Origin of the sequence: uncultured Gemmiger sp., from assembly GCA_944388105.1 — a bacterium.
In the GTDB taxonomy this organism is placed as follows: domain Bacteria; phylum Bacillota; class Clostridia; order Oscillospirales; family Ruminococcaceae; genus Gemmiger.
This window is the reverse complement of record CALXHN010000024.1, coordinates 1-24,881: the sequence shown is the minus strand read 5'-3', so window position 1 is coordinate 24,881 and position 24,881 is coordinate 1. Positions and strand designations below refer to the sequence as shown.

General features: G+C 61.2%; 20 protein-coding genes. 7 read left to right on the top strand and 13 right to left on the bottom strand.

Annotation, left to right across the window (positions count from 1 at the left end; translation table 11 throughout):
- Positions 1-50: 50 nt before the first annotated feature.
- From Q0K17_RS04610 to Q0K17_RS04580, 7 genes are all read right to left on the bottom strand, one after another.
- Positions 51-788, bottom strand: coding sequence for a hypothetical protein (locus Q0K17_RS04610; RefSeq protein WP_294540440.1), 738 nt, complete (start codon positions 786-788; stop codon positions 51-53).
- The gene (locus Q0K17_RS04605; protein WP_294540439.1) at positions 754-1,350 is read right to left on the bottom strand and encodes a zf-HC2 domain-containing protein; all 597 of its coding nucleotides are present in this window, start codon (positions 1,348-1,350) and stop codon (positions 754-756) included. Before Q0K17_RS04605 ends, Q0K17_RS04610 begins: the two co-directional genes overlap by 35 nt.
- Positions 1,347-1,829 carry an RNA polymerase sigma factor gene (locus Q0K17_RS04600; RefSeq protein WP_294540442.1) on the bottom strand — a complete coding sequence of 161 codons (483 nt, stop codon included), beginning with the start codon at positions 1,827-1,829 and terminating at the stop codon, positions 1,347-1,349. The genes Q0K17_RS04605 and Q0K17_RS04600 overlap by 4 nt, the downstream gene beginning before the upstream one ends.
- A gap of 132 nt (positions 1,830-1,961) precedes the next feature.
- A complete protein-coding gene (locus Q0K17_RS04595; protein ID WP_294540437.1) occupies positions 1,962-2,621 on the bottom strand; it encodes a hypothetical protein in 660 nt (219 codons plus the stop codon).
- Complete coding sequence (locus Q0K17_RS04590) at positions 2,618-4,645, bottom strand: hypothetical protein (RefSeq protein WP_294540435.1); 2,028 nt, start codon at positions 4,643-4,645, stop codon at positions 2,618-2,620. The genes Q0K17_RS04595 and Q0K17_RS04590 overlap by 4 nt, the downstream gene beginning before the upstream one ends.
- A gap of 50 nt (positions 4,646-4,695) precedes the next feature.
- Positions 4,696-6,363 carry a DUF2142 domain-containing protein gene (locus tag Q0K17_RS04585; protein ID WP_294540433.1) on the bottom strand — a complete coding sequence of 556 codons (1,668 nt, stop codon included), beginning with the start codon at positions 6,361-6,363 and terminating at the stop codon, positions 4,696-4,698.
- A 104-nt stretch (positions 6,364-6,467) separates the two neighbouring features.
- On the bottom strand, positions 6,468-7,451 hold the full coding sequence (locus Q0K17_RS04580) for an NAD-dependent 4,6-dehydratase LegB (protein WP_294540431.1): 984 nt from the start codon (positions 7,449-7,451) through the stop codon (positions 6,468-6,470).
- A gap of 391 nt (positions 7,452-7,842) precedes the next feature.
- On the opposite strand from Q0K17_RS04580, the gene Q0K17_RS04575 reads away from it, so the two are divergent.
- Entirely contained in the window at positions 7,843-9,243 is a 1,401-nt protein-coding gene (locus tag Q0K17_RS04575) for a hemolysin family protein (protein WP_294540429.1), read from the top strand.
- 74 nt (positions 9,244-9,317) lie between these two features.
- On the opposite strand, the gene Q0K17_RS04570 is transcribed toward Q0K17_RS04575, so the two are convergent.
- The gene (locus Q0K17_RS04570) at positions 9,318-10,619 is read right to left on the bottom strand and encodes a glycoside hydrolase family 28 protein (RefSeq protein ID WP_294540427.1); all 1,302 of its coding nucleotides are present in this window, start codon (positions 10,617-10,619) and stop codon (positions 9,318-9,320) included.
- Between the two features lie 81 nt (positions 10,620-10,700).
- Positions 10,701-11,789 (bottom strand): sugar kinase, encoded by a 1,089-nt coding sequence (locus Q0K17_RS04565; RefSeq protein ID WP_294540425.1) that lies wholly within the window; start codon positions 11,787-11,789, stop codon positions 10,701-10,703.
- Between the two features lie 236 nt (positions 11,790-12,025).
- Here Q0K17_RS04565 and Q0K17_RS04560 point away from each other — a divergent pair, with 236 nt between their 5' ends.
- From Q0K17_RS04560 to hflX, 6 genes are read left to right on the top strand one after another with little or no spacing between them, the layout of a single operon-like run.
- A complete protein-coding gene (locus Q0K17_RS04560; RefSeq protein ID WP_294540424.1) occupies positions 12,026-13,516 on the top strand; it encodes an MBOAT family O-acyltransferase in 1,491 nt (496 codons plus the stop codon).
- Positions 13,516-14,493, top strand: coding sequence for a hypothetical protein (locus Q0K17_RS04555; RefSeq protein ID WP_294540422.1), 978 nt, complete (start codon positions 13,516-13,518; stop codon positions 14,491-14,493). The genes Q0K17_RS04560 and Q0K17_RS04555 overlap by 1 nt, the downstream gene beginning before the upstream one ends.
- Positions 14,494-14,518: 25 nt before the next feature.
- Positions 14,519-15,838 carry a surface carbohydrate biosynthesis protein gene (locus Q0K17_RS04550; RefSeq protein WP_294540420.1) on the top strand — a complete coding sequence of 440 codons (1,320 nt, stop codon included), beginning with the start codon at positions 14,519-14,521 and terminating at the stop codon, positions 15,836-15,838.
- Positions 15,839-15,872: 34 nt separating this feature from the next.
- Positions 15,873-17,309 carry a hypothetical protein gene (locus tag Q0K17_RS04545; protein ID WP_294540418.1) on the top strand — a complete coding sequence of 479 codons (1,437 nt, stop codon included), beginning with the start codon at positions 15,873-15,875 and terminating at the stop codon, positions 17,307-17,309.
- A 12-nt stretch (positions 17,310-17,321) separates the two neighbouring features.
- Complete coding sequence (locus Q0K17_RS04540; RefSeq protein ID WP_294540416.1) at positions 17,322-17,912, top strand: GNAT family N-acetyltransferase; 591 nt, start codon at positions 17,322-17,324, stop codon at positions 17,910-17,912.
- Positions 17,913-19,232: a GTPase HflX gene (hflX, locus tag Q0K17_RS04535; protein ID WP_294540414.1), complete on the top strand. Its 1,320-nt coding sequence runs from the start codon at positions 17,913-17,915 to the stop codon at positions 19,230-19,232.
- Positions 19,233-19,315: 83 nt separating this feature from the next.
- Here the strand turns inward: hflX and Q0K17_RS04530 are convergent, their stop codons facing one another.
- From Q0K17_RS04530 to Q0K17_RS04515, 4 genes are all read right to left on the bottom strand, one after another.
- Positions 19,316-20,236 (bottom strand): SPFH domain-containing protein, encoded by a 921-nt coding sequence (locus Q0K17_RS04530; protein ID WP_294540412.1) that lies wholly within the window; start codon positions 20,234-20,236, stop codon positions 19,316-19,318.
- An 80-nt stretch (positions 20,237-20,316) separates the two neighbouring features.
- Positions 20,317-20,757, bottom strand: a complete 441-nt coding sequence (locus Q0K17_RS04525; RefSeq protein WP_294540410.1) for an NfeD family protein — start codon at positions 20,755-20,757, stop codon at positions 20,317-20,319.
- 199 nt (positions 20,758-20,956) lie between these two features.
- Positions 20,957-22,807, bottom strand: a complete 1,851-nt coding sequence (locus Q0K17_RS04520) for a glycoside hydrolase family 13 protein (protein ID WP_294540408.1) — start codon at positions 22,805-22,807, stop codon at positions 20,957-20,959.
- Between the two features lie 97 nt (positions 22,808-22,904).
- A partial coding sequence (locus tag Q0K17_RS04515) for a glycogen/starch/alpha-glucan phosphorylase (protein WP_294540406.1) occupies positions 22,905-24,881 on the bottom strand: 1,977 nt, incomplete at its 5' end.

Genomic DNA, 24,881 nt, shown 5'->3' with positions numbered 1-24,881 from the left:
ACAAAGGAAAAAGCCCTCTGCCGGTCAATGGCAGAGGGCCTTTTGTTTTGTCAGGGCAGGGCGTCCACTTCCGCGGCGGTCAGCGGGCCCAGGTTGATGTCATTTTCGTATTTTTCCCCGCCGGAATATACCAGATCCACCTGATAGTAGGCAATGTCCAGGCCGGCAGCTTCAAAGGCAGCTTTGGCATTTTTGAGCAAGGCGTTGGCGTCCGCTTCAGTGGGCAGGCGGTCGGTGTAGACCAGGTAGAAACTGGCAGTGAGGGGCGGCAGGTTACCGGGATCGTAGGGCATATCCAGCGTAAGGCCCCAGTCTTCCGGGGTGCCCTCCCAGCTTTTCCCGGGCTGCACATCCAGCCCGTCCGGGTTCATTCCTGCGTTGTTCAGCGCTGTGGTCATGTCCTGCTGGGCGGCTGCGATGATGCGCACCCGGGTGTTGTTCAGGCCCGTCACATCCTCCTCATAGGTAGTGCTGCGCACCACACCCCAGGAAAGGTACACGTCGAAGCTGGTGTCCTGACTGGTCATGGACTGTACCCGCACCCGGTAGCGGTACCCCATCTCGTTATAGGCATAGACGGCGGTAAAGTTGTTGCCGGGCCAGTGTTCGTCGGCGTAGTCCATGGCGTGATGTCGGGCCCAGGCCAGACTGACGGGGTCCCCCAGCACATAACCGGCCGCAAACAGAAGCAGCAGTACGATGAGGATACCGCCCGCCAGAGCAGCGGCACGGCGTCCTTTGGTGCGGGGCCGTTCAGGGGTCCCGGCGGATGTCTTCTTCCAATGCATCACGGGATTCCTCCTTTCTCAGTGCATAGCGGAACAGAGCGGCGGCCAAGGTGCCCAGGGCACACAGGGCGCCAAGCAACAGGCCGTACAGAACGCTCAGGCCCAGGATGGCAAAAAAGTTGTACCAATCGCCCTCTGCAAGGCAGCCCAACAGATAGTGGGCATTGGGGCACAGAGTCACAGCCGTGATCAGCCCCCAGACCAGCAGCGGCAGCCAGCGCGCCCGCCGGGGCGAAAGCCACTGCACCGCAGCCCCCAGGACCGGAAGCAGCAGGATGTTGTAGCCCGCCCGCCCGGTGTTGGCCAGAACCATGCCCAGGATCAGTCCGGCGGCGGTCATGGCCCCCTGCCAGGCGTACAGACGGCGGCGGATACGCCCCAGCACCTGTTCCCGGTGCAGGGGCGGCGGCAGGGCTTCCTCGCCCCAGAGTTGGCGGCAGGCCTCACAGTGGGCTACATGGTCCTCCACCGCCCGACGGGATGCCTCGCTGGCCACACCGTCCCGCACCAAAGGCAGCAGATCACGGCAGATGTCGCAAGGCAGATCGTATTCGTGGGTCACAGCAACCCCTCCTTTCGCAATATTTCCTTGAGCCAGTGGCGGGCCCGACAGTCGATGACCCGGGCCGATCCCGGGCTGATACCCAGTTCGGCGGCAATGCGGTCGTAGGGAATTCCCTGCACCCGCAGCGCCACCACCCGCCGGGTACGCTCATCCTTCCGGGCCAGCAGTTCCCGGATCCGCCCCAGCAGTTCCCGCTGCACGGCGGTGTCCGGCAGGGTGTCTTCCACATACAGTCCCAGAAGGTCATCATAACAGACGGTGGGACGCTGCCGGCGCAGGTCCTGCAGCCACAGATGGCGGGCAATTCCGAAGAGCCAGGTCTTTTCCCCCGAGCGGGCCTCGAACCGGTCAATACTCTGTATTGCCTGCAGGAATGTTTCGCTGAGCAGGTCCTCCGCCCGGGCAGGGTCGTGGGTCAGGCTGACCAGGTAGCGGTAGACATCGTCGCGGTAGGCGGTGTACAGTTCTTCCATCATCTTCACGGCGGTATCCTGCCTCCTTCCCTGCTCTTTGCCTATATGTCCCTTTCCGCGGCCGGGTGTTACAGGTTCCGGCAAAAAAATACCGGACCCGCCCCGAAAGGCAGGTCCGGTGAACCATAGAAACAATCACTCGCCGCGCAGGATCTGACGCAGAAGAGACAGAAAAGCGGCCGCCACCGCCGGACCGAACAGCAGCAGGATCCACTGCCCGCCGCTCGGCACAAAACGAAGATACCACGCCGTGGGACGGTTGAGTTCCACCCCTGTCAGGCGGGTGGGAACGCCGCCCACACTGTCCGGGTCGATGCGCAGCCCGCTCACCGTGATACCGCCCAGCTCAAACACATAGCTGCCGTCCGTATCCTGCCAAGCAAAGACCTTCTGGGTTTCCCGGTAGTCGGTCTGGCCCGGTTTCAGGTAATACAGCGTCACACTGCCGGGTGGCAGCAGCTGTTCCACCTGCAGGCGCACCGTTTCCACATAGGCCTGCTCCCCTTCCCACAGGATGTGAGGATCATTGTCGGTGGACAGATACCAGTTGTCCCGGTCATCGGGGGCCGTGCTCCAGGGGTCATCGTCGTAGTTGCGGAAGCTTTCATAGGTCAGTTCATCCGGGGTCAGGGTCTGGTGGCGCATGGTACCGTTCATCTTGTGGTTCAGCATGAGGGCACTGCCCACAAGGGCGTACACCACCCACAGCATCACGCCCAGGGCATAGCACAGCCCCAGCAGCCGGCGGGGCTGAAACACCAGCGACCAACGATCCGAAACAGGTTTCCGTTTCATTGTGTCACCCCGCTTTCCGCCACGGCCACCGGCACAAAAGCGTACACGGCATCCCGGCCCATGAATCTGTACAGGGTGGCGGGCTGTCCGGCGGTGATGCCGCCTTCAAACCGATCGCTGAAATCCCGTTCCAGGTATTCGTCAGCCCGGTCCAGCACCAGATAATCGCAGTTTTTTTCTTCCATATAGGCTGCCAGAGAGTTGACCGAGCAGACGGCCTCGTGTTCATACAGATCCCAGTTCAGGCTTTCCACCAGATTCATGAAATCCGAATCCCACCGGTTGGAGTAATCATCGTCTCCCCACCAGACGCCGCCGTAACCGTTGACCACCTTGGCGGTGAGTTCATACTTGTAATAGTACCATCGGGTGGCGTCGTCGCCCTGGCTGATGACCAGGACCCGGTCCCCCCAGTTCAGCACCTCATTCATGACGGAGGCACGGTTTTTCACATCTTGCCGGGTGGAGTAGATGCTGTCTGCCCGGGTCCAGAATCCCGCCGTGGGCACACCGCGCCAGACGAAGATCCCCAGAACGCCGGCGGCGGCCAGCGCCAGGAGCAGGTTGCCCGTACGGCGGCGCCATATCCGCACCGGCGCAGCGCTGACCGCCTGCCCCAGCAGACAGAACATCGCCAGCACCCAGCCCTGCAGGTAGGGAGTCAGATACCGCTCGTAATCCTTGAGCGCACTGCCTTCCGCTTCGGAGAAATTGTAGAAGTACAGGATCAGGTGGAAACAGTACAGGGCCGTAAAGCAGAAATCCATGGCCAGATAAGAAGCAATGATCCGGCGGCGCACCGGGCCTTTCGGTGCAGTGACTGCCGCTGCCGCCGCCAGCAGCAGGGCCAGCACGGCCACCATGAAGGGGGCGCCGATCAGACTGACGCGGCGGGTGAAGTATGCCTGCTCCATAGCCTGCATGATCTGGGCAAAGCGTTCCTCCCGCCCCATGCCCAGCAGCTGCCGGATCCCCCCTGCCAGAACGGCACCATAGCCCATCTGGCCGCTGCCCACGGTGGCCGCGCCGGAATCAGGCGACATGGCGGCGGTATAGCGGCTCCAGCTCAGAAATGCCGCCAGCACCGGCACGGCCAGCAGGGCCGTGCGAAGGAACCGTCCGCCCACATGCCGTGCCAGGGCGGTATTTTCCCGGCGGGGCGTGCCGAACAGCTGATCGATGCCGATGATGAACACCGCCATAAGGCCATAGGCCATGCCGATATCCTTGGTCAAGGCCAGCATGGCCAGGGGCAGGGCCGTGGCATAAAAGCCGCCCCGCCGTCCGCCGCCCGCGTAATACAGGCACAGGCTGCCGCCAAACAGGGCGGCCAGGGGCAGGTCTGCCATGGCGTTCTGATACACCGTGCTGGCCGTGCCGATGGCTGCTGTGCTGAAGAAGAAGGGCAGAACCGCCCCCACGGCAAAGATCAGCCCCCCCTGTGCCCAGCGGGACCGGGGCAGGACCGTCGCCGGGGCCAGTGCGGCCAGGGCCAGAATGTCAATGGCGGCCAGACACTGCCACTCGGAGAATTGTCCCGGCGTACGCTGGAACAGATAGGACAGCAGACTGGTGCCCGGATAGGTAAAGGAAGCTGTCAGATTGACCGGGTCGGCCACATACAAGGCAGAACGCTCGGCCACCATCTTGGGAGCCAGACCCCAGGCAGTAAATTCATCCCACTGGGTGAACATGGGCTGCAGGATGCCGAACAGCACCCACAGAAAGGCCGCACCGCCCAGGAACAGCCAGAAGCCGGCGCTGCCCATGGCATCCCGGACGGCGCGGATGCCGGCACGCACACCGCAGTAAACACCGCCCGCCAGCAGGATGGCAATAACGGCAAACAGGCCCACGTGCAGCATACCGGGCAGGGCCGACACATACAGCACCAGCACCGCTCCGCACAGAGTCGGCAGCGGCAGCAGGGCGGCATCATACCGGGTACAGGCGGAAAAACAGACGCAGAACGCCCCCAGAAACGCCAGCGCGATCAGGCCGGTCAGAATGGGTATCAACGGCATAGGGCAGATCCTTTCTCAGACCAGGCGGAAACCCGACCGGGTGTTCCGCCTTACAAGTGGATGGTATAAATGGGACCGACAAAATAGTGCTGGAACAGAAGAACCGCACCGAACAGCGCATGCAGTCCGAACAGCGGCACAGCCAGCTGTTCCCCACGGGCAGCCGGGACGGACGGTGCCAGAACGCGGCGCAGAAGCGGCGCCGTCAGCAGGACCAGAATCAGAAACACCGGCAGGAAGTACCGCGTCTGCAACCCGACCACGCGCACCATGGCCACCGGCGTGTATGTGATGTACATGGCGGCAATGGCACCCAGCGCATAGATTACGGCAAATCCCCCGAGACCGGCGCTGCGGCGGCGGTCCAGCGCCGGCGGCTGCGGTGCGCACAGAAGAGCGGCTGCCAGCAATGCCACCGGTCCCAGCAGGTTCAGCGCCTGGATGGGCATATCCTTCCAGCCAAACAGTCCCAGCTGGCCCACAAAGAACTGGTTTTCACACAGGGTCCCCCAGAAGGTGGCCACACTGCGCAGAGGGTTGGCCAGCACAAAAGCCAGCTGCTGTCCCCCGTTCACGGCCTCGCCGCCCTGGCGGGCAATGACCGGGTAATTGTACCGCAGCACCCGGGCATAGGTCTCGGTGGCCCAGATCACCGCCCAGGCCCCCGCCAGACCGCCCAGGCACCAATGCCACCGGCGGCCCTTTGCCCGCCAGTTTCCGGCCGGCACCAGCAGAAGCAGTACCACCCACAGCAGGTTCAGATAAGGCTTGGCCACATTCACATACAGGCAGGCCGCCAGATACAGTCCCGCTGTTCCGGTGGTCCAGCGCTCCCGCAGAAGCAGGGCGATCATCAGATAATAACCGGCCAGCAGGGTGGCATCGTAACTCAGGGAAGCCCCCATGAACAGCGACATGGGCAGCAGCATGACCCCCAACAGGGCCGGACGGTATTTCTGTGCCTGACGCAGAGCCAGCCAGCAGATGGCGGTGTACGTCAGCAGATTGCCCAGGCGGCCTCCGTACAGGCAGCCCAGGGCCCCAAAACCGAACAGCCGTGCCAGGGCCATGCCGATGGCCCCGGGCAGGAAGGGCAGAATGAGGAAGCTCACCGGCTCGTGCAGCGGTTCTTCGGCCGGGGTGTCCCGGTTGGCAAAATAATCGGCAAAACTGTCAGCCACACTCTCGATGCGGCCATCATCCCCGTATTGCTTGAGGGCATAGCCGGCGGAGTCGTAGGGCTTTTCTTCCCCCGTATCCGGGTCATTGCCCACCCCCACCGACGTGTGGCTGTTGGTCCATGCGCCGGGGAAAGCACTGAGCAGCGCTGCCACATCGTCCGGGTAGGAGCGCTCATAGTCAAAATCCAGATGTCCCGTGGAGATGGCGTAGGTGCGCAGATAATGTTCCGACTCATCGGGGGTCTGCAAGGGCGGGTTGGCAAAGCAGAAGAGCAGACCACACAACAGCAGGCAGGCCGCCCCTTTGGCGGGCAGAGTCCGCAGCCGGCGCAGCAGGGCTGCCGCTGCCACCACCCCCAGGCAGAGCGCCGTGCAGCCCAGGGTGGGCACCAGGGGCGAGACCCGGCTGTCCAGGTAGAAAAACACACGCCAGTAGTATGCCCACAGCACACCGGTCACAACCGCCGCGGCGGCAGCCAGTGCCCAGCGCAGCGGCGGGAAAAGCGGAATGCGGAAAGAGTGATTCGGTTCCTTCATCAGACGGAAGCTCCTACTATATAAAATCGGGCCGGCGGAAGCTGCTGCAGCGGGCCGGCAAACACGCCGTGCCCCAGGCCCCGCCGGCCCCTGTGGGCGGACAGTTACAGAATATACTGTCCGATTTTATACGAATCAAGATGACCGCGCAGGAACTCGATGGTTTCGGCAAGGCCCTGCTCAAAGGTGTACTTGGGCGCCCATCCGGTGAGCTGGCGCAGCTGGGTGGAATCGCCCAGCAGACGGTTGACCTCGCTCTTTTCCGGGCGCAGGCGCTCGGCCTCGCAGACGATCCTGGCACTGGGGTTGATCTGGGCGATGAGCTCATTGGCCAGATCGCCGATGGAGTGCTCCACCCCGGTGGCAATGTTCAGTTCCCGGCCGATGGCGGCGTCACAGTCCGCGATGGCCATGAAGCCGGCTGCGGTATCCTTGACGTAGTTGAAGTCCCGGGTGGGGGTCAGATTGCCCAGACGGATCTCGGTCTGACCGGCCAGAAGCTGGGTGATGATGGTGGGAATGATGGCGCGGCCGGACTGACGCGGGCCGTAGGTGTTGAAGGGCCGCACGATGGACACCGGCAGGTTAAAACTGCGGTAGAAGCTCTCCGCCAGACGGTCGGCGCCGATCTTGGTGGCGGAATAGGGGCTCTGGCCCTGGAACGGGTGTTTTTCATCAATGGGCACATACTGGGCGGTGCCGTAGACCTCGCTGGTGGAAGTGACCATGACGCGGGCGGTGTCCAGTTCCCGGGCGGCATTGAGCACGTTCAGAGTGCCCTTGATGTTGGTGTCCACATAGCTGTCCGGGCTATGGTAGGAGAACGGAATGGCAATGAGCGCAGCCAGATGGAACACCCGCTCCTGCCCGCGCATGGCGGTGCGTACGCCGTTGGGGTCACGGATGTCCCCCATGAAGATATCCATCTCGTTTTTGATTTCCGGCGGCAGGGTGTCGATCCAGCCCAGGCTGCCGAAGGAGTTGTACAGGCAGAAAGCGCGGACCTTTTCCCCGCGTTTGACCAGCTCTTCGGCCAGATGGCTGCCGATGAACCCGTCGGCACCGGTAACAAGAACAGTGTGAGACATAGAACAGTTCTCCTTTGTAAGCTGTAAGCAGGCACGGGCGACAGGCACCCGGCACAGGAATTCCAATATATTACAAAATAGTATACCCGATTGGGCGCTTAATTTCAACCGTGCCCCCGCAAAATGCCTGCGTCTTGACAGCGCATCCGGTTTACGATATAGTTAGTTATTATAATTTGTCTATGCAGAGGCACACAGTGCCCCTCTTGAATCGGAAAGGAATTTCGTTTTCTATGAACGCCGACGGCGACGGTAACCCCCGACGAAAACTGAATCAGAGAGAATAAAAAGGCAAAGCTTGTGCCCCGCTGCGGCACTGGCTCTGTCTTTTTTTGCTGCATAAACCAGACCATAATCCATACTATGAATGAATTGAAGGAGTGTTTTTTCCGTGGAAAATCTTCCCGCCCAAATATTGCTGCAGGTGGTCTTTATCCTGCTGAACGCCTTTTTTGCCGGGTCTGAGATCGCCTTTCTGTCCCTGTCCCCCATCAAGCTGTCCAAACAGGCGGAGGACGGAGACAAGACGGCGGCCGCCTTGCTGAAGGCGGTGGAAAATCCCAACAGTTTCCTGTCCGGCATCCAGGTGGCCATCACCCTGTCCGGGTTCATGTCTGCCGCGTTCGGCACCGAAAACTTTTCCGGATATCTGGACAGCTTCATGCTGCAGACCCTGGCCCTTCCCCTGCCGGCAGGGGTGGTTTCGGTCATTTCCACCGTCCTGGTGACCATCATCATTTCCTTCTTCTCCATCGCTTTCGGGGAGATGGTCCCCAAGCGGGTGGCCATGCAGAAGCCCATGCTCTTTGCGGTGCCGGCCATCAGGGTGCTGCGGGTGGTCAGCGTGTTGTTTGCCCCCATGACCGCCCTGCTGGACCTGTGCACCAACGGGTCCCTGCGGCTGATGGGGATGAAGACCGAGGCCGAGGACGGCGTGGCCAGTGAGGAGGACCTGCGGCTGATGGTGGAATCCAGCGGTGAACAAGGCACCATCGACCAGGACGAACAGGAATGGATCGAGAATGTTTTCGACTTCGGGGACACCACTGCCAGCAACGCCATGACCCCCGAACCGGATGTGACCGCCTTTTCCCTGGAGGACAGCAGCCAGGAAATCATGGAAACCATCCGCCGCACCGGTCTGAGCCGGTATCCGGTGTATGAGGAGGACATCAACGATATCTGCGGTATCCTGAATGCCCGGGACTTCCTGCTGAACCTGCAGGAGGAACAGCCCCGCCCGCTGAAAGACCTGCTGCGTCCGGCTTATTTTGTGCCGGAGAGCGTGCATGCCGATCAGTTGTTCAAGGATATGCAGGCCCAGAAACAGCATCTGGCCGTGGTGGTGGACGAGTACGGCGGCACCGCCGGCATCATCACCATTGAGGATCTGCTGGAAGAGATCGTGGGGGATATTTTTGATGAGTTTGACCCCGCCGAACCCCAGGACCTGACCCAGGTGGGGGACGGTATCTGGCGGGTAGCCGGCTCCATGCGGGTGGAGGATTTTGCCGAAGAGGTGGACTTCGACCTGCCGGAAGACAGGGACTACGACACGGTGGCCGGCATGATCCTGAGCGTACTGCCCAGCATCCCGGTGGACGGCACCACCCCCACTGTGAAGGTGTGCGGGCTGCAGTTTGATGTGCAGACCATCGAGGACAGGAAAATTTTGTGGTCCATCGTGCGCAAGCTGGCTCCCGAACCCGCTCCCGAGGAGGAGGAATCCCGCCGGCGCCACCGCAAGCGGGACCGGGACGAAGAAAAGGAAGACCCCACCGACAACGAGTAAGGCATACGGCAGAACAAAAGGACCGGGAAGAATCACTTCCCGGTCCTTTTTTCATGATGGTTGTGCCGCGCTCTTCACTCGGCATCCTGGGACAGAAGCTCGCCTCCATACCAGGGAGCCATGCTCTCTTCGCAGGTCACCCGCAGGTCCTCCCGCCGGATGTCCCGGCCATTGAGGCAGGCAAAGCCGTAGACCTTTGCCGGACGGATGCTCTGCCCGCCGCAGGGGCGCAGGTCCCAGCTGCCTGCCGGCCATTTGCTGGTCTTGCGCAGGGTCACCCGTATCCGGCGGAAGCTCACATCTTCCAGCATGCCCGGTTTTTCGGCATAGAGGAAAATGCCGTTTTCTCCTTCACAGGTGATATTTTCAAAATGGACGTTGCGGATGCGCCCCACTTCGGTGCCGTCGTGCCGGGGCAGCACTGTGATGGTGACCGGCTCCGCCTTGCCCCACCAATGCTCCCCGAACCGGCGGGTCTGGATATGGATGTCCGAAAAAACGGCATCCTCGATGTTTCCCTTGTCCCGCAGCTGCAGGGAAATGCCCCGGTTGGTACCGGTGATGACACAGTGGCTCACCGAGATACGGCGGAAGTCGGATTCGCTTTCGGTGCCGATCTTCAGGGCCGCGCTGGTGGACATAAGCGTGCAGTTGCTGACGACGATGTTCTCGCAGGGGCCCAGATCGGTATACTTGCCGGTGTTTTTCAGCACGATGCAGTCGTCCGCCGATTCGATATGGCAGTTGGTGATGCGCACATTGCGGCAATGGTCGGGATCAATCCCGTCGCAGTTGACCATGCGGGTATTGTTCAGGATCCGGATGCCGTCGATCTGCACATCGCTGCAGCCCACCATATGCACCGTCCAGAAAGCGCTGCGCATGAGGGTGACACCGGTGATGGTCAGGTGCTGCACTTTATACAGCATGAGCAGCGGCACCCGGGGATAGTAGGTGCCCTCAATGAAATCGTGGGTCTGTTCCCCGTAATAATTCTCTTCCGAACCGTCGATGCTGCCGTAACCGGTGATGCGGACATTTTCCGCCTCCTGGGCCACCACAAAGCACCGGGGCGGTTCGCCGTCATAATCACAGTTTTCATAGTAGGGGATCTGCTCGGTCGGAGCCTGCCCGTCCGCCCGACGTGAGCAGAAGGCGTCCGGGTCGGCACAGGCCTTGAGCACGGCACCGGATTCCAGGTGCAGCTCCACATGGCTGCGCAGGAAGATGGTCCCTGCGCTGTACACATGCCCGCCGGGAAGAAGGACCCTGCCTCCGCCCGCTGCCGCGCAGGCATCCAGAGCCCGCTGGATGGCTGGCCCATCGTTGGCGGCGCCGTCTCCCCTGGCGCCGTACTCCAACACATTGTATTCCACCGGAATTCCTCCTTTGATCAAAAAAGTCCCGCACCGCACGCGGGAACCCGTGCCGGGGCGGGACTTTCCGGCGCCGAATGCTCAGCGCTTGATATCGTAGTTCATGTTCATCAGATTGCGGATGCTCTTGACATCATCGGTGATGTTGGCATCGCCGTGGATGGTGTGCTTGATGGCACTGGATGCCACCGCAAAGTTGATCATGTCCATGGGACGGTATTTGTGGATCATGGCGTAGATCAGGCCGCTGGCAAAGGCATCGCCGCCGCCCACGCGGTCCAGGATGGTGAAGGTGAAGAGCTTGCTCTCAAAGGTGTGGCCTTCGTACCACATGAAGGCTTTGAGGCTGTTTTCGGAGCCGGAGTGGGCGTAGCGTACATGACGGGCCAGACACTTGATGTTGGGATACCGCTCGATAAAGTGCTGGAAGACCTCATCCTGCTGCTCATAGCTGGGCTGCAGCGGCACGCCGTCCTTCCAGTCGCCCTGGGAATGGTCGTTTTCGTCCTTCCACAGATGGTAAGGCTCAATGCCGAAGAGCACATCCACATAGGGCAGGCACTTGGTGCAGAAGTCCCGGGCTTCCTCCCAGGTCCAGAGGCTGCTGCGGAAGTTGCCGTCAAAACTGACGGTCAGTCCCTTCTTCTTGGCTGCTTCCAGGCAGCGCAGCACAAAGTAGGCGCAGTTGTCGCACAGGGCCGGGGTGATACCGGACAGATGCAGCCAGTCATAGCCTTCCAGCAGCGCGTCCACATCCACCTTGGTCAGATCATACTCGGTGAAAGCACTGTGCTTGCGGTCATAGGTGACCTTGCTGGGACGGATGCCGTAGCCGGTTTCCAGATAATAAGTACCCAGGCGATGGGTGGGCGTCTCCTCCGGCGTGGAGAGGATCATGGGGGTGCAGTGCACGTCGTTGGAACGCAGCCAGCGCACCGCACTCTTGCCCAAAGAGTTGTTGGGCACTACGCTGAAAAAGGTGCTGTCCACCCCCAGATTGGCCAGAGCCAGCGCGATGTTTGCCTCGCTGCCGCCATAGCTGGCCTCAAAGCTGGTGGCCATGCGGATCTTCTCATAGTTGGGCGGGGTCAGACGAAGCATGACTTCACCGATGGTGATGAACTTGGCCGGACTGTCATTGCCCACCAGCAAGGGGTTGTAATTTTCCATAGCGTTCCCTCGTTTCTGCCGGCTCATGGCGGCCGACTTGTGTTTGTTACCTTCATTGTATTCGATTTTATCGGAGATTTCAACGGAAATTTGCATTCCAAACTGTAAAAAACGTGCAATATGACTTTGCTTCGCCAAATTGCGCGCCGGGTGGTTTTTCCTTTACACAAGGCGAAAAAAAAGGTATAATGTTTTGATAGTATGTCACTAATTCAGTGGGAAAGGAGCCCCACTTCATGGGCTTGCAAACCATCCAGTATCTCTTCTTCCTGGCCGTGTCGGCCGGGGTCTATCTCCACCTGCCCCGCCGCATCCAGCCGGTGTTCCTGCTGGCGGCATCCTGGGTGTTTTACGCCCTGGCGTCCGGCGGCTATTTGGCCGTGACCCTGGGGGTGGGAGCCTTCTCCTACCTGTGCGGCCTGGGCATTGCCTGGAAAGAGGGCGCCCACAAGCAGGCCTTTGTCCGGCTGGGGGTCATCGGCAGCATTGCCATCCTGGCCTTTTTCAAGTATTTCGGATTTCTCAACACGGTCCTGCCGCTGCCTTTTCAGGTGGTCATGCCGCTGGGCATCAGTTTCTATTCCTTTGCGGCCATCTCCTACCTCATCGACGCGGGGCGGGGGGACTGTGAAACGGAACGCAATCCGCTGTACTATTTTCTGTTCCTGACCTTTTTCGGAACCGTGACCCAGGGCCCCATCCCCCGGGCCGGGTCGCTGATCCCCCAGCTGCGGGCGGAGCACCGCTTTGATGCCCAGCGCACCGTGCGGGCCCTGCGGCTGTACGCCCTGGGGCTGTTCAAGATGGTGGCGGTGTCCGACGTGCTGGGCATGGTGGTGGATGAAGTCTTTGGCACCTGGCAGAGCTACGGCGGCGGAATGCTGATCCTGGCGGCGGTCTTTTACACCTTCCAGCTGTACTTCAACTTCAGCGGCTATTCCGAGCTGGCCCGGGCCACTGGCCTGGTGCTGGGCCTGGAACTGGCCGAAAACTTCAAGACGCCCTTCTTTGCCACCAACTTTTCCGGGTTCTGGAGCCGGTGGCACATCAGCTTTTCTTCCTGGCTGCAGGATTACCTCTTCATGCCTCTGGCCTGGGCCGACACCGAGCGTCTGACCGGCGGGAAGCTGCGCCGTCTGCCCCCGGAGGTGTGTGTGTTCATCGTCTTCTTTGTGTCCGGTTTCTGGCACGGCAACACCCTTCCCTTTGTGGTGTGGGGCCTGCTGCAGGCGCTGTACCGGGTGGGCGAAGAACTGCTGCACCGCCGCCTGGGCAAGCCCAAAAAGAAAGCCCCTGCCAAAGTGCTGTGGGCCAAGCGGGCCGGCGTGTTCGTGCTGTGGACCTTCAGCATGGTGTTCTTCCGTATGGGATCCGGCAACGGTTCGGTGGGGGCCTGCTTCGGGTATCTGGCCGGGATGGTGCAGGGGCTCTCCCCCGCCCGCTTTGTCTCCGAAGCTTACACCGCCGCCTACAACGGATTTTACGCCAACAGCATCATGGTGGCGGCCTACTACGCCTTTGTGGCGGTGGGGCTGGCACTGGCCATTTTCCTTGACTATCGCCGCTGCTTCGGCTTCAAGAACAAGGGGTCCGAAGTGATGGTGGCCGCCATCCCCGGCTGGCGGCGGCAGGCGCTGTATCTGGCGCTGGTCACCCTGATCCTTATCGGCTACATCCTGCAGAACGGCGGGTTTGCGGCCGGTCTGGGCATGTACGCGGGGTACTGATGATGACGAACAGAAAGGCGGGTGCCCACGGCATGCTGCATATAATCAAACGCCTTGCCCTGCTGCTGATCCCGGTGTATCTGTGGCTGGCGTTCTTTGTGGCCTTTGAACCCAACAACTATTTCGGGCTCAAGGGCGAGACCGATTCCTCCCAGCCGGTGGCCCGGGTGCGGGCTTACCAGACTGACCCCGGCACCCGGCTGATCATCGGGGACAGCCGTCTGGCCCATTTTGATATGAACCTGGTGAGCGAGGTTTCGGGGCAGGACTGGCAGAACCTGGCTTTCGGCGGGGCCAGCCTGCGGGAGAGCCTGGATCTGGCGGACTTTGTGCTGGATTCCGGCAACCAGGTGGATGCCATCCTGTTTGAGCTTTCCTTTTACACCGTCAACGCCAACTATGACACCGACCGGTTCTCCACCCTGGAAGATACCCTGAACAATCCCCTGGCCTATTGCCTGAATCTGGAATACAACGTCAATGCCCTGACCATGTTCCTGAACAAGGTGAACAACACACCGGACAGCATCGAATCCGGGGACTGGGGGCCGGCGGACTACTATGATGCCGACGGGAACGCCATTCCCGTGCACCGCAAGCTGTATGAGTATCCCGGGCTGATCGACGAAAAATGCCGCAGCTGGTCGGTGAACGAGGAGGAGCTGGTGCGGCTGGGAGACCTGGCCCGCCGCTGCAGCGAGGAAGGCGTGGAGCTCACCATCGTGCTGCCGCCCATGGCCGACCTGGTGCGCACCGAAGTGTGCGAGAAATACCACATTGACCAGCGGATGCAGGCGGATGTGCTTCCCCTGCTGAATGACTGGAGCGACGACTACGGCTGCACCGTGCTGGACTACGAGTGGGGCGGCAGCTGCATCACCGACGACGACACCCAGTTTTTTGACGGATTCCATCTGGACGAAAAATACGGTCTGCCGGACTGGACCCGGCAGCTGTTCACCGAAATGGGCGCCTGATGGCGCCCGGTAAGGAAGCAAACCTATGGCATTGGATTTTCTGATTTTGTACGAGCACACGGTGCGGGAATATGAAAGCGACCTGCTTTTGAAGCTGGAACTGGAACGCCGTGGCTATACCGCCGAGATCCGGCAGCTGCTGGACCCCAAACATCTGCGGCTGTTCGGGCGGGACAAGCCCGAAGTACTGGTGGCCAGCTGCATGTATGACAACGAAGCCATCAACAGCCATGTGTACAACAACATCGGCCGCTGCAACAAGATCGTGAACCTGCACTGGGAACAGATGCTCTCCGACACCCAGGAGGAGGGCGACTGGTTCAACATGAACGGCAACGCCAAACGCTGCGTACAGACCTGCTGGGGCAAGCGCACTGCCGCCCGGTTGCAGGCCCACGGCATGGAAGCCAGGAACACCCCCGTGACCGGCGCCGTGATGATGGATTTTCTGCGCCCGGAATTCAAGGGCTACTTCAAGGACAAGGCTGCCTTGTGCCGGGAGTTCGGTCTGGACGAGCACAAGCACCTGCATCTGTACATTTCCAGCTTCGGCTATGCCAGCATGTCGGATGAGGAGGTGGCCGAGCTCTCCAGAATGGCGGGCACCGATTTCACCGGCTTTGCCCGCACCAACCGCATCTCCATGGCCGAGACCCTGGACTGGTTTGACCGGTATCTGGGGGAGCACCCGGAGGTGGAACTGGTCTACCGCCGCCATCCCAGCGAATGGAACAGCCCCGCCCTGGACGAGCTGGCCAAGAAGCGCCCCAACTTCCATGTGATCTTTGCGGACAGCGTGAAGCAGTGGATCGTGGCGGCAGATTCCATCTCCATCTGGATGAGCACCTCCATCGCGGAGGTCTACATGGCGGGCAAGAGCTGCCACATCCTGCGCCCCACCCCCATCGAGCACGAATACGACCCGGTGATCTACAAGGGCGCCCGGTATGTGACCGACTACGACGGCTTTGTGGCCGCCATGGCGGAGGAGAATCCTCCCTTCCCCATTGCACGGGAGGTCATTGAGGGATACTTTGACCCCAGTGAGCGTCCGGCTTACCTGCGCATGGCCGACCTACTGGAGGAGGTCTACCGCAATCCGCCCCGGGACACCCCCATGGGGGAAGGGTTCAAGCCCCACTTCAACCTGCTGAAATTCGTGGCCCTGTGGGGCGTCCATCTTTTGTACCGCCACGGCTGGGAACCCCGGAAGGTATTTACCTTCTGCCCGCCGCTGGCCAACTTTGCCCAGCGCATTTACGGCTATGTGGACAAGGCCCATGTGACCCCCGAACAGGTGGAAGCCATGACAGCCCGCATCCGCCCTTATGTGACCGCACGCTGACCGGTCTCCACTTTTTGCACCAAAGGAGCACACCATGCCCGAAACACCCAAAAAGCAGGAATCCTTTCTCGGCAGCCTGATGAAATATTCGGTGGCCACCTATCTGGGCTTTCTGATCAGCGGCGCCGCCCTGATCGTGAAGGGCGTTCTGCCCCCCGACCGCTACGCCGTCCCTGCCTCCTTCATGGCCTACACCACCTCCCTGATGAACGTGGGCATGCTGGGACTGGACCAGGGACTCCTGCGTTTCTTCCGGGAACCGGTGGAAGGCGCCACTGGCCGGAGCATGTTCGCCGCCACCACCCGCCTGTCCCTGCTGGTCATGGCGGTGGTGGGGCTGGTGGGGTCCGCTTTCTTTGCGGAACCGCTGTCTGCCGCCTTCGGTCTGGGGCAGAACGGGGCCATTCTGGTGCCCTTCCTCTTCCTCAACGCCGCCCTGTATATGCTGGTGCGGTATCTGAACGTGCTGCTGCGGCTGGAAAACAATGTCCGGGCCTACACCGCCGAGACCCTCTGGATGCAGGCCTGCCTGAACCTACTGTACCTGCTGCCGGGATTTTTCACCAGCAAGACCTGGGTGTTCATTGCGGCGGCGGTGGCCAGTTTCGGCTGCGTGGCCATCGCCTTCTGGTTCAAGGCCAAGGCGCCCATCCGGGCGGGCAAGGTGCCTTACAAGGCCATCTACCGCCAGATGGTGCCCTACAGCATCGCCCTGGCCCCCGCCGCAGTGCTGACTCCCCTGTTCCAGTCGGTGTGTCTGTCCTTTCTGGCCAGCAACACCTTCTCCCAGGGATTGTTCGCCTTTGCCTACCAGCTGTCCATGCTGGTGACCACCGTGCAGGCCGGATTTTCCACCTACTGGGGCCCTTATGTCTTTGCCCATTACCGCACCGAACAGGAACGCATCGGGCGGATCCACGACCTGCTGAACTTCCTGATCTTCGGCTTTTTCTGCCTGCTGGTCATGTTTGAGGATATCATCTTCCTCATCTTCCCCTCCAAGCTGCCCTGCATGCGCTTTTTCCCGCTGATGATGCTGGCGGCGGTGTTCCTGATCCTGATGGAAGGCACCGTCTACGGCAACGCCATCGCCCGCCGTCCCCACCACGATACCATCGGGGTGGCCCTGGGCGTGGGGGTGGAGCTGCTGCTCTGCATCTGGCTGGTGCCGCTGTACTCAGTCACCGGGGCGGCAGCCGCCCTGGTGGCAGGCAATGCGGTGATGTTTGTATACCGCACCCTCACCGGGCAGTACTACTACCGCACCATCCCCAGTTACCCCCGCACCATCTCCGGGTTCCTGCTGGCGCTGGCCGCTGGAGCCGTCGGGGTTGTATTTTACCAGCATTTTGTGGTAAAGTTTGTGCTGGTGGGAGCCATTCTCTTCATCTACTGCACCTTGTACCGTCCCCAGCTGCAGAAACTGTGGCATATGGGCATGACCCTGCTGCGCAAGCTGCTGCACCGGTAAGGAGGAAATACCATGGACCACCTGGGCACCGTTCCCCTGCAGACCCGGCGGCTGATGCTGCGCCGCCTGACCTTTGACGATTGCCGGACTATGTTCGACCACTGGGCCGGAGACCCCCAGGTGACCCGGTATCTGCGCTGGAATGCCCACCGGGACTGGACTGTCACCGCCGAATACCTGTACGAGATGGAAAAGTGTTATGCCGATCCCACCGTGTACAACTGGGGCATCTGCCTCCAGGACGGGACCCTCATCGGGACCATCGGGGTGGTGCGGGCGGAGCGGGCCGCTGCCGAAGGCTGGCAGACGCTGCCCGACGCCTTGCGCGGCACCGAGATCTGGGAGCCCGGGTATGCGCTGGGCCGCCCCTGGTGGGGCCGGGGTTATGCCACCGAGGCCCTGCAGGCGGTACTGGATTTCTGGTTCAACCGGGTAGACGGCCCCTGGCTTTCCATCTGCCATGCTGTGGAGAATCCTGCCAGCGGCAGGGTGATCCAAAAAAATGGCTTTCTCTATGACCACGACGCGGTATACCACAAGTATGACGGCACCCCGGTGCCCTGCCGCGCGTATTATAAAATCAAACCAATCAAGGAGATGTAAATGGACGACTTTACTCTGGATTTCACATCCGACCCTCTGAGTACGCTGGACGATCTGGACCCCTTCCCTTCCGACCAGGAGGAAGAACACAGTGCCATTCCGGTGGTGCTGCTGAGTCTGGATCAGGGAAAATTTGATGCGCAGCGCAGTCTGGACGAACTGGCGGCCCTGGCCGAGGCCAACGGCATGGAGGCGGTGGCCACCGTCTGCCAGAAGCGTTCCACCCCGGAAGCGGCCACCATGCTGGGCGAAGGCAAGGTGGCCGAAGCCCGACTGGTGTGCATGAATACCCGGGCGGAAGCCGCCATCTTTGACGGGGAGCTTTCGGGCAGCCAGATCCGCAACCTTTCCGCCGCTTTGCAGGTGGAGGTGCTGGACCGCACCATGCTGATCCTGGAGATCTTCAAGTCCCGGGCATCCACCAACGAGGGCAAGCTGCAGACCGAACTGGCCATGCTGCGCTACCAGCTGCCCCGCCTGCAGGGGCTGGGCGAAGCGCTGAGCCGCCAGGGCGGCGGCGGTGGCGGCGGCGGCGGTGCCCGCCGCGGTGCCGGCGAGACCAAGCTGGAACTGGACCGGCGACACCTGCACCACCGCATCGAACACCTGGAAGGGCGGCTGAAGGAACTGGAAAAACGCCGCGGGGAAACCCGCCGTGCCCGCCAGAAGAACAACGTGCCGGTGGTGGCCCTGGTGGGCTACACCAACGTGGGCAAATCCAGCCTGATGAACGCCCTGTGCGGGGCAGAGATCTTTGAGGCGGACATGCTGTTTGCCACTCTGGACCCCACCGCCCGACGTCTGACCCTGCCCAGCGGCCTGACCGTGGTGCTGGTAGATACCGTCGGCTTTGTGAGCCGCCTGCCCCACCACCTGGTGGACGCTTTCAAGAGCACGCTGGAGGAAGCCGCCTACGCGGATGTGATCCTGAAGGTGGCGGACGCCAGCGACAGCGAAGCGGCCGCCCAGCTGGCCGTGACCGACGAGGTCCTGGAATCCCTGGGCTGTTCGGACATTCCCCAGATCGTGGTGTACAACAAGTGTGACAAGCCCGGGGCCATCTCCTTTGATCCGGCGGTGCTGCTGACCAGCGCCAAGACCGGCCGGGGGCTGGACGAGCTGCTGAAGCGGCTGGACGAGGCGTTGTCCCACCGGGTCCGCACCATCGAGGTGCTGCTGCCTTATGACAAACTGTCCCTGGCCGATATCCTGCGCAGCCGTGGCAGCGTTATGGAGGAGGAGTATCGCCCCGACGGCGTGTACTACAAAGGCACCGTCAAAATTGATGATCTGCACCGGTTTGAGGACTATATGGTCTGAGTTTTCCATGACAATAAAGCGGCAGGCCCGCCGTACCACTTTGGTACGGCGGGCCTGCCTTTGTATCAGGAGACGGGATCTGCTTATTTGCCGGCAGCGGCGGCACCGCTGGTGTCCCCTGCCACTGCCTTGATGGCGGAGACGGTGGCGGCCATGTCCTGCATGTTGCTGGGCACGATGATCTTGGTAGCCTTGCCGTCCGCCACCCGCTCCATGGCTTCCATGCTGCGCAGAGCCAGCATGTTCTGAGAGGGAGCGGCCTCGTTGATCAGGCGGATGGAGTCGGCCTTGGCCTTCTGCACCAGCAGCAGGGCCTGGGCCTGACCTTCGGCCTCCCGGATCTTCTGTTCCTTGACGGCCTCGGCCCGCAGGATGGCGCTTTCCTTTTCGCCTTCGGCGCGGGTGATGGCGGCCTGCTTCTCGCCTTCAGCCAGCAGGATGCTGGCACGCTTTTCACGGTCGGCCTTCATCTGCTTTTCCATGGCGGTGCGGATTTCCTGCGGGGGTTCGATGTTTTTCAGCTCGATGCGGTTGACCTTGATGCCCCAGCGGTCGGTGGCTTCATCCAGGGTGGCGGTGATCTTGGTGTTGATCAGGTCGCGGCTGGTCAGGGTCTCATCCAGGGACATGGAACCGATGATGTCACGCAGGGTGGTGGCGGACAGGTTCTCGATGGCGGCGATGGGCCGGGTCACGCCGTAGGCGTAAGCCTTGGCGTCGAACACCTGGAAGAACACCACCGTGTCGATCATCATGGTGACGTTGTCCCGGGTGATGACCGGCTGCGGGGGGAAGTCGGCCACTTCCTCCTTGAGGGAAACACGGCGGGCGATGCGCTCAATGAAGGGCACCTTGATGTGCAGGCCGGCGTCCCAGGTTTCCTTGTAGACGCCCAGCGATTCGATGACGTAGGAATTGGACTGCGGAACAATGACGATGCAGCGCACGATCACGAGCAAGGCCACGATCAGCAGAATGGCGATCAGAATAACTCCCCAGGGCATATGGTTTACCTCCTTCAACGTTCGGAATGGTTTATTTTGGTCCTGCCGGTGCTGAACAGGGATGCACCGCACGGGATCTCTTACACCGTTTCTTCCACAGGGGCAGCGCACACTGTCAGCACATTGCCGTCGGCGGCAGTCACCTGGCAGCGGCTGCCCTGGGGCAGGGCCTCATTGGCCTTGGCCTGCCAGTCCAGACCGTCCACCCGGACACGCCCCAGTTCCCCGGGCAGAATGGCCTGCAGTACCACGCCGCGCTTGCCCACGCTGAGTTCCGGCCCGTTGGTGACCGGCGCCTTTTTGTTGCGGCGGCGGGCAGCCAGGGTGGGAACCATGATGGCCAGGGTCACGGCAGATACCAGGGCAAACACCAGGAACTGCAGCGGCAGCGAGGTGGTGAACAGGCTGACGATCAGTGCCACGGCGGCACCCACCGCAAACCAGATGGAGATCAGGGCGGTGGTAGCGGCTTCCGCGGCCACAAAAACGATGACGGCAATCAACCACAAAATGCTATCCATAAGCTGCAAATCCCTCCTTATGTGATTTGATGCAATTTTAACAGGGTGCGTATATAAAGTCAAGATATCCGCCTGTAAAATCCACGGGTTTCCACCCATTTCCTGCAGGCAGGAACGCCCTGTTCTGCCAAGGGTATGCCTTCTCCCCCGCCCGGGATGCAAAAGACCGCTGCCCATTGTGAAGCAGCGGTCTTTTTTCTTAGTAGATCTTGAAATAGCCCACGTTTTTGGGCTTGTTGTCCTCCACCAGGATGGTGAAACCGCCGGGATTGACTTCGGCCGATTTGCCGAACGCCTGGGTACACAGCAGGTGCGGACCCCGGTTCAGGATGATTTCGGCAGTCTGGGTCTTGCCCACACGGCGGAAATGCAGCACATCCCCTTCGGCCTGGACCAGTTCGATAGAACCGCCGTCGAAGGCATCACAGCTGCGGCGCAGGCTGGCCAGGTTGGCCAACGGGCCGCGCAGCCGCTTTTCGGTGCTGTTCCAGTCATAGAAAGCCCGGTTGAAGGGGTCGCGGTAGCCCTGCATGGCGATCTCGTCCCCGTAATAGACGCAGGGCACACCCGGCAGGGTGTACACCAGGGCGTAGGCCAGCAGCAGACGGCGGATGGCGTCCTCCATCCGGGCCGCCGGGATACGCCGGCCGCTCTGCCAGAAGCGGTCCCGCCCGTTGGCGGGTTCATCCGCAATGGCGGTGATGGCCCGCTCGGTGTCGTGGGTGGACAGGAAGTTCATGGCGCAGTCCAGGGCGGGTTTGGGGTAATTCTCACAGATGGAAAGGATACGGTCGGCCACCTCCTCCGTTCTGGCGCCGCAAACATAGTCGATGGCGGCATTGCGGAAGGGATAGTTCATGGTGGTGTCCAGACCATGGCCCCGCAGGTAGGTGCGGCGGCGTCCGAAGCCTTCCTTGGTGGTGGCGTCCTCCCACACTTCCCCGATGAGCAGCTTGTCCTCGCCGTGAGATTTGACGGCAGAACGGATCTTTTCGATGAAATCGTCGGGCAGCTCGTCGGCCACGTCCAGCCGGAAGCCGGAAGCTCCCAGGTTGAGCCAGGTGTCGATGACGCCGCCCTTGCAGCAGACGAACTCGGTGTAGGAGGGGGAATCCTCCTGCACTTCGGGCAGGGTCTCAAACCCCCACCAGCTGCGGTAGCCGCACTTGTAGCCGGAGTCGAAATCATACCAGCTGCGGTACGGCGAATGGCGGTCACGGTAGGCGCCGCCGGGGCCGTAACGGCCTTCCCGGTTGAAGTAGCGGGAATCCGAACCGGTGTGGCTGAACACCCCGTCCAGAATGATGCGGATGCCGTGGCGGCGGGCAGCGGTGCACAGCTCGGCAAAATCCCGGTTGGTGCCCAGCAGCGGGTCCGCCTTGAGGTAGTCGGCGGTGTTGTACCGGTGGTTGGCATGTGCCTCAAAGATGGGATTGAGGTAGATGCAGCTGACACCCAGCCGTTCCAGGTAAGGCAGCTTCTGCTGGATGCCCGCAAAGTCCCCGCCGTAGTAGTCCATGTTCAGGTAGCCTTCGGGCTGTTCGGTGGGCCAGAAATAGGGCTCGCCGGTCTTGTCAGGACGGTAGATGCGGTCGGCAAAAGGCATGGGCTTGTTGGGCACGCCCTCGCAGAAGCGGTCGGGGAAGATCTGGTACATGGTACCGTTCTTGATCCAGTCCGGCGTCTTGAAGTCCGGTTCGTACACCGTCAGCTGCCAGCAGTCCCCTTCCACCCAGGTCAGTTCGCCCTCGGCATTGGCGCCGCGGCAGATCTTGCGGAAGTCGGTATACAGATCAAAGTAATAGAAGTACAGCCCCGAGGTGGTGGGCGTCACGGTGACGGAAAAATGGTTGGAGCCCTGATCCTGCCCGTCAAAATCCATACGGTAGTGTACCGGATCTTCCCGGTCCTTGGTCAGAACCAGGTGGGGGTCCACATATCCGTAGTCCTGGGGCACATCCAGGCGCAGGGTCACAGCGGTCCCCGCCGGCACCGCACCGAAGGGGGTCTTGTAGTGGGCCAGGCGGCTGTTGAAAAAGGTGTGCGACATAGATTGATCGTCCGTCCCTTCAGGGTGATTTTACCCGAAAAGACCGCCGCACAAAAACGGCGGCGGTCAGGTTCCGGAAATTCAGTTCACGGGCGGCTCAGCGAACCGGGGTGGCGCCCCAGATATCGCGGGCATAATCCATCACCGAACGGTCGGCGGAGAAGATGCCGGCGTTGGCGATGTTCATCAGGCTCATGCGGTTCCAGGTTTCGCGGTCACGATACAGCTGCTGCACGGTGGCCTGGGCACGGCGGTAATCCTTGAAGTCGGCCATGACCATGTAGGGGTCGCTGTTGCGCAGGTTGTTGGTGACTTCGCTGAAGTTCTCTCCGTTCCAGCCCTTTTCCAGCAGGTCCAGCACCGCCATGGCGATGTTGTCATCGGAGATATAGGCCTGGGGATGATAGCCCATGCCCTTCAGAGCGTTGACCTCGGGGGTCAGCATGCCGAAGATGATCTCGTTCTCATGACCGGCGGCATCGGCGATCTCCACGTTGGCACCGTCCAGGGTACCCAGGGTGATGGCGCCGTTGAGCATGAACTTCATGTTGCCGGTGCCGGAAGCCTCGGTGCCGGCCAGAGAGATCTGCTCAGACACTTCGGAAGCGGGCATCAGCTGCTCGGACAGGGTGACGCAGTAGTCTTCCAGGTAGACGATGCGCAGCTTGCCCTGCACGGCGGGGTCGGAGTCGATGAGCTGACCCAGTTTGCAGATCATGCGGATCATCTGCTTGGCCATATAGTAGCCGGGAGCCGCCTTGGCGCCGAAGATATAGGTCTTGGGGATGAAGTCGGCGTTGGGGTTGGCCTTCAGGTACAGGTACTCGGCCGCGATGTTCAGCGCATTCAGGTGCTGGCGCTTGTACTCGTGCATGCGCTTGACCTGGCAGTCGAAGATGGAATCGGGGTCGATGAGCTGGCCGGTGGCGCGCTCCAGGTAGTTGGCGAACTGGACCTTGTTCTCCCGCTTGACGCTTTCCAGCTTCTTGAGGAAGGCCTTGTCGGTGGCGAACTTTTCCAGCTTCTTCAGCTGGGAAGCATCGGTCTTGAAGCCGTCGCCGATGCTCTCGCTGAGCAGGTCGGTCAGGCCGGGGTTGGCGCACAGCAGCCAGCGGCGGTAGGCAATGCCGTTGGTGACGTTCTTGAAGGCCTTGGGCTTGTACAGGAAATAATCATGGAAGACGCTGTCCTTGATGATCTCACTGTGCAGCTTGGAAACGCCGTTGATGGAGTGGCAGGTGTAGGCGCAGATGTTGGCCATACGGACCTGGTTGTCGCCCAGGATGGCCATATAGTCGATCTTGCCCTTGTCGCCGGGGAAGACCTTTTCCAGGTCGGCGCGGCAGCGGCGGTCCATCTCGCAGACGATCTGCCAGATGCGGGGCAGGGTGGAACGGAAGATGTCCACATTCCACTTTTCCAGAGCCTCGCTCATGACGGTGTGGTTGGTGTAGGCAAAGACCTTCTGGCAGATGGCAAAGGCATCTTCCCAGCTGTAGGAGCACTCATCCAACAGGATGCGCATCATTTCGGGGATGGCCAGGGTCGGGTGGGTGTCGTTCAGCTGGATGGCCACCTTGTCGGGCAGGTTGTCCAGGGTACCGTACTGGTTCAGGTGGTTGCCCAGGATATCGGCCACAGAGGCGGCGGAGAAGAAATACTGCTGGCGCAGACGCAGGATCTTGCCCTCGGTGTGGTTATCGTTGGGGTACAGGATCTTGGAGATCAGCTCGGCGGAAGCGCTCTGGCTGATGGCGGTGTTGTAGTTGCCGGCGTTGAAGCTGCTCATATCAAAGCTGGGCGCCTTGGCCTGCCACAGACGCAGCTTGGCCACACCGGACGTGCCGTAACCGGCCACATACATATCGTTGGGCACGGCGATGACGCTGTTGTAGTTTTCGTACTTCACATGGTGGAAGCCGCCGTCCCAGGTCTCGATGGCCTGACCGTCAAAGCGGATCTCCTGGGCCTGGTCGGGATGGCTCTTGATCCAGACCTGGCCGCCGGGCAGCCAGTTGTCGGCGGTCTCCTGCTGCCAGCCGTCCACGATCTTCTGCTTGAAGATGCCGTACTC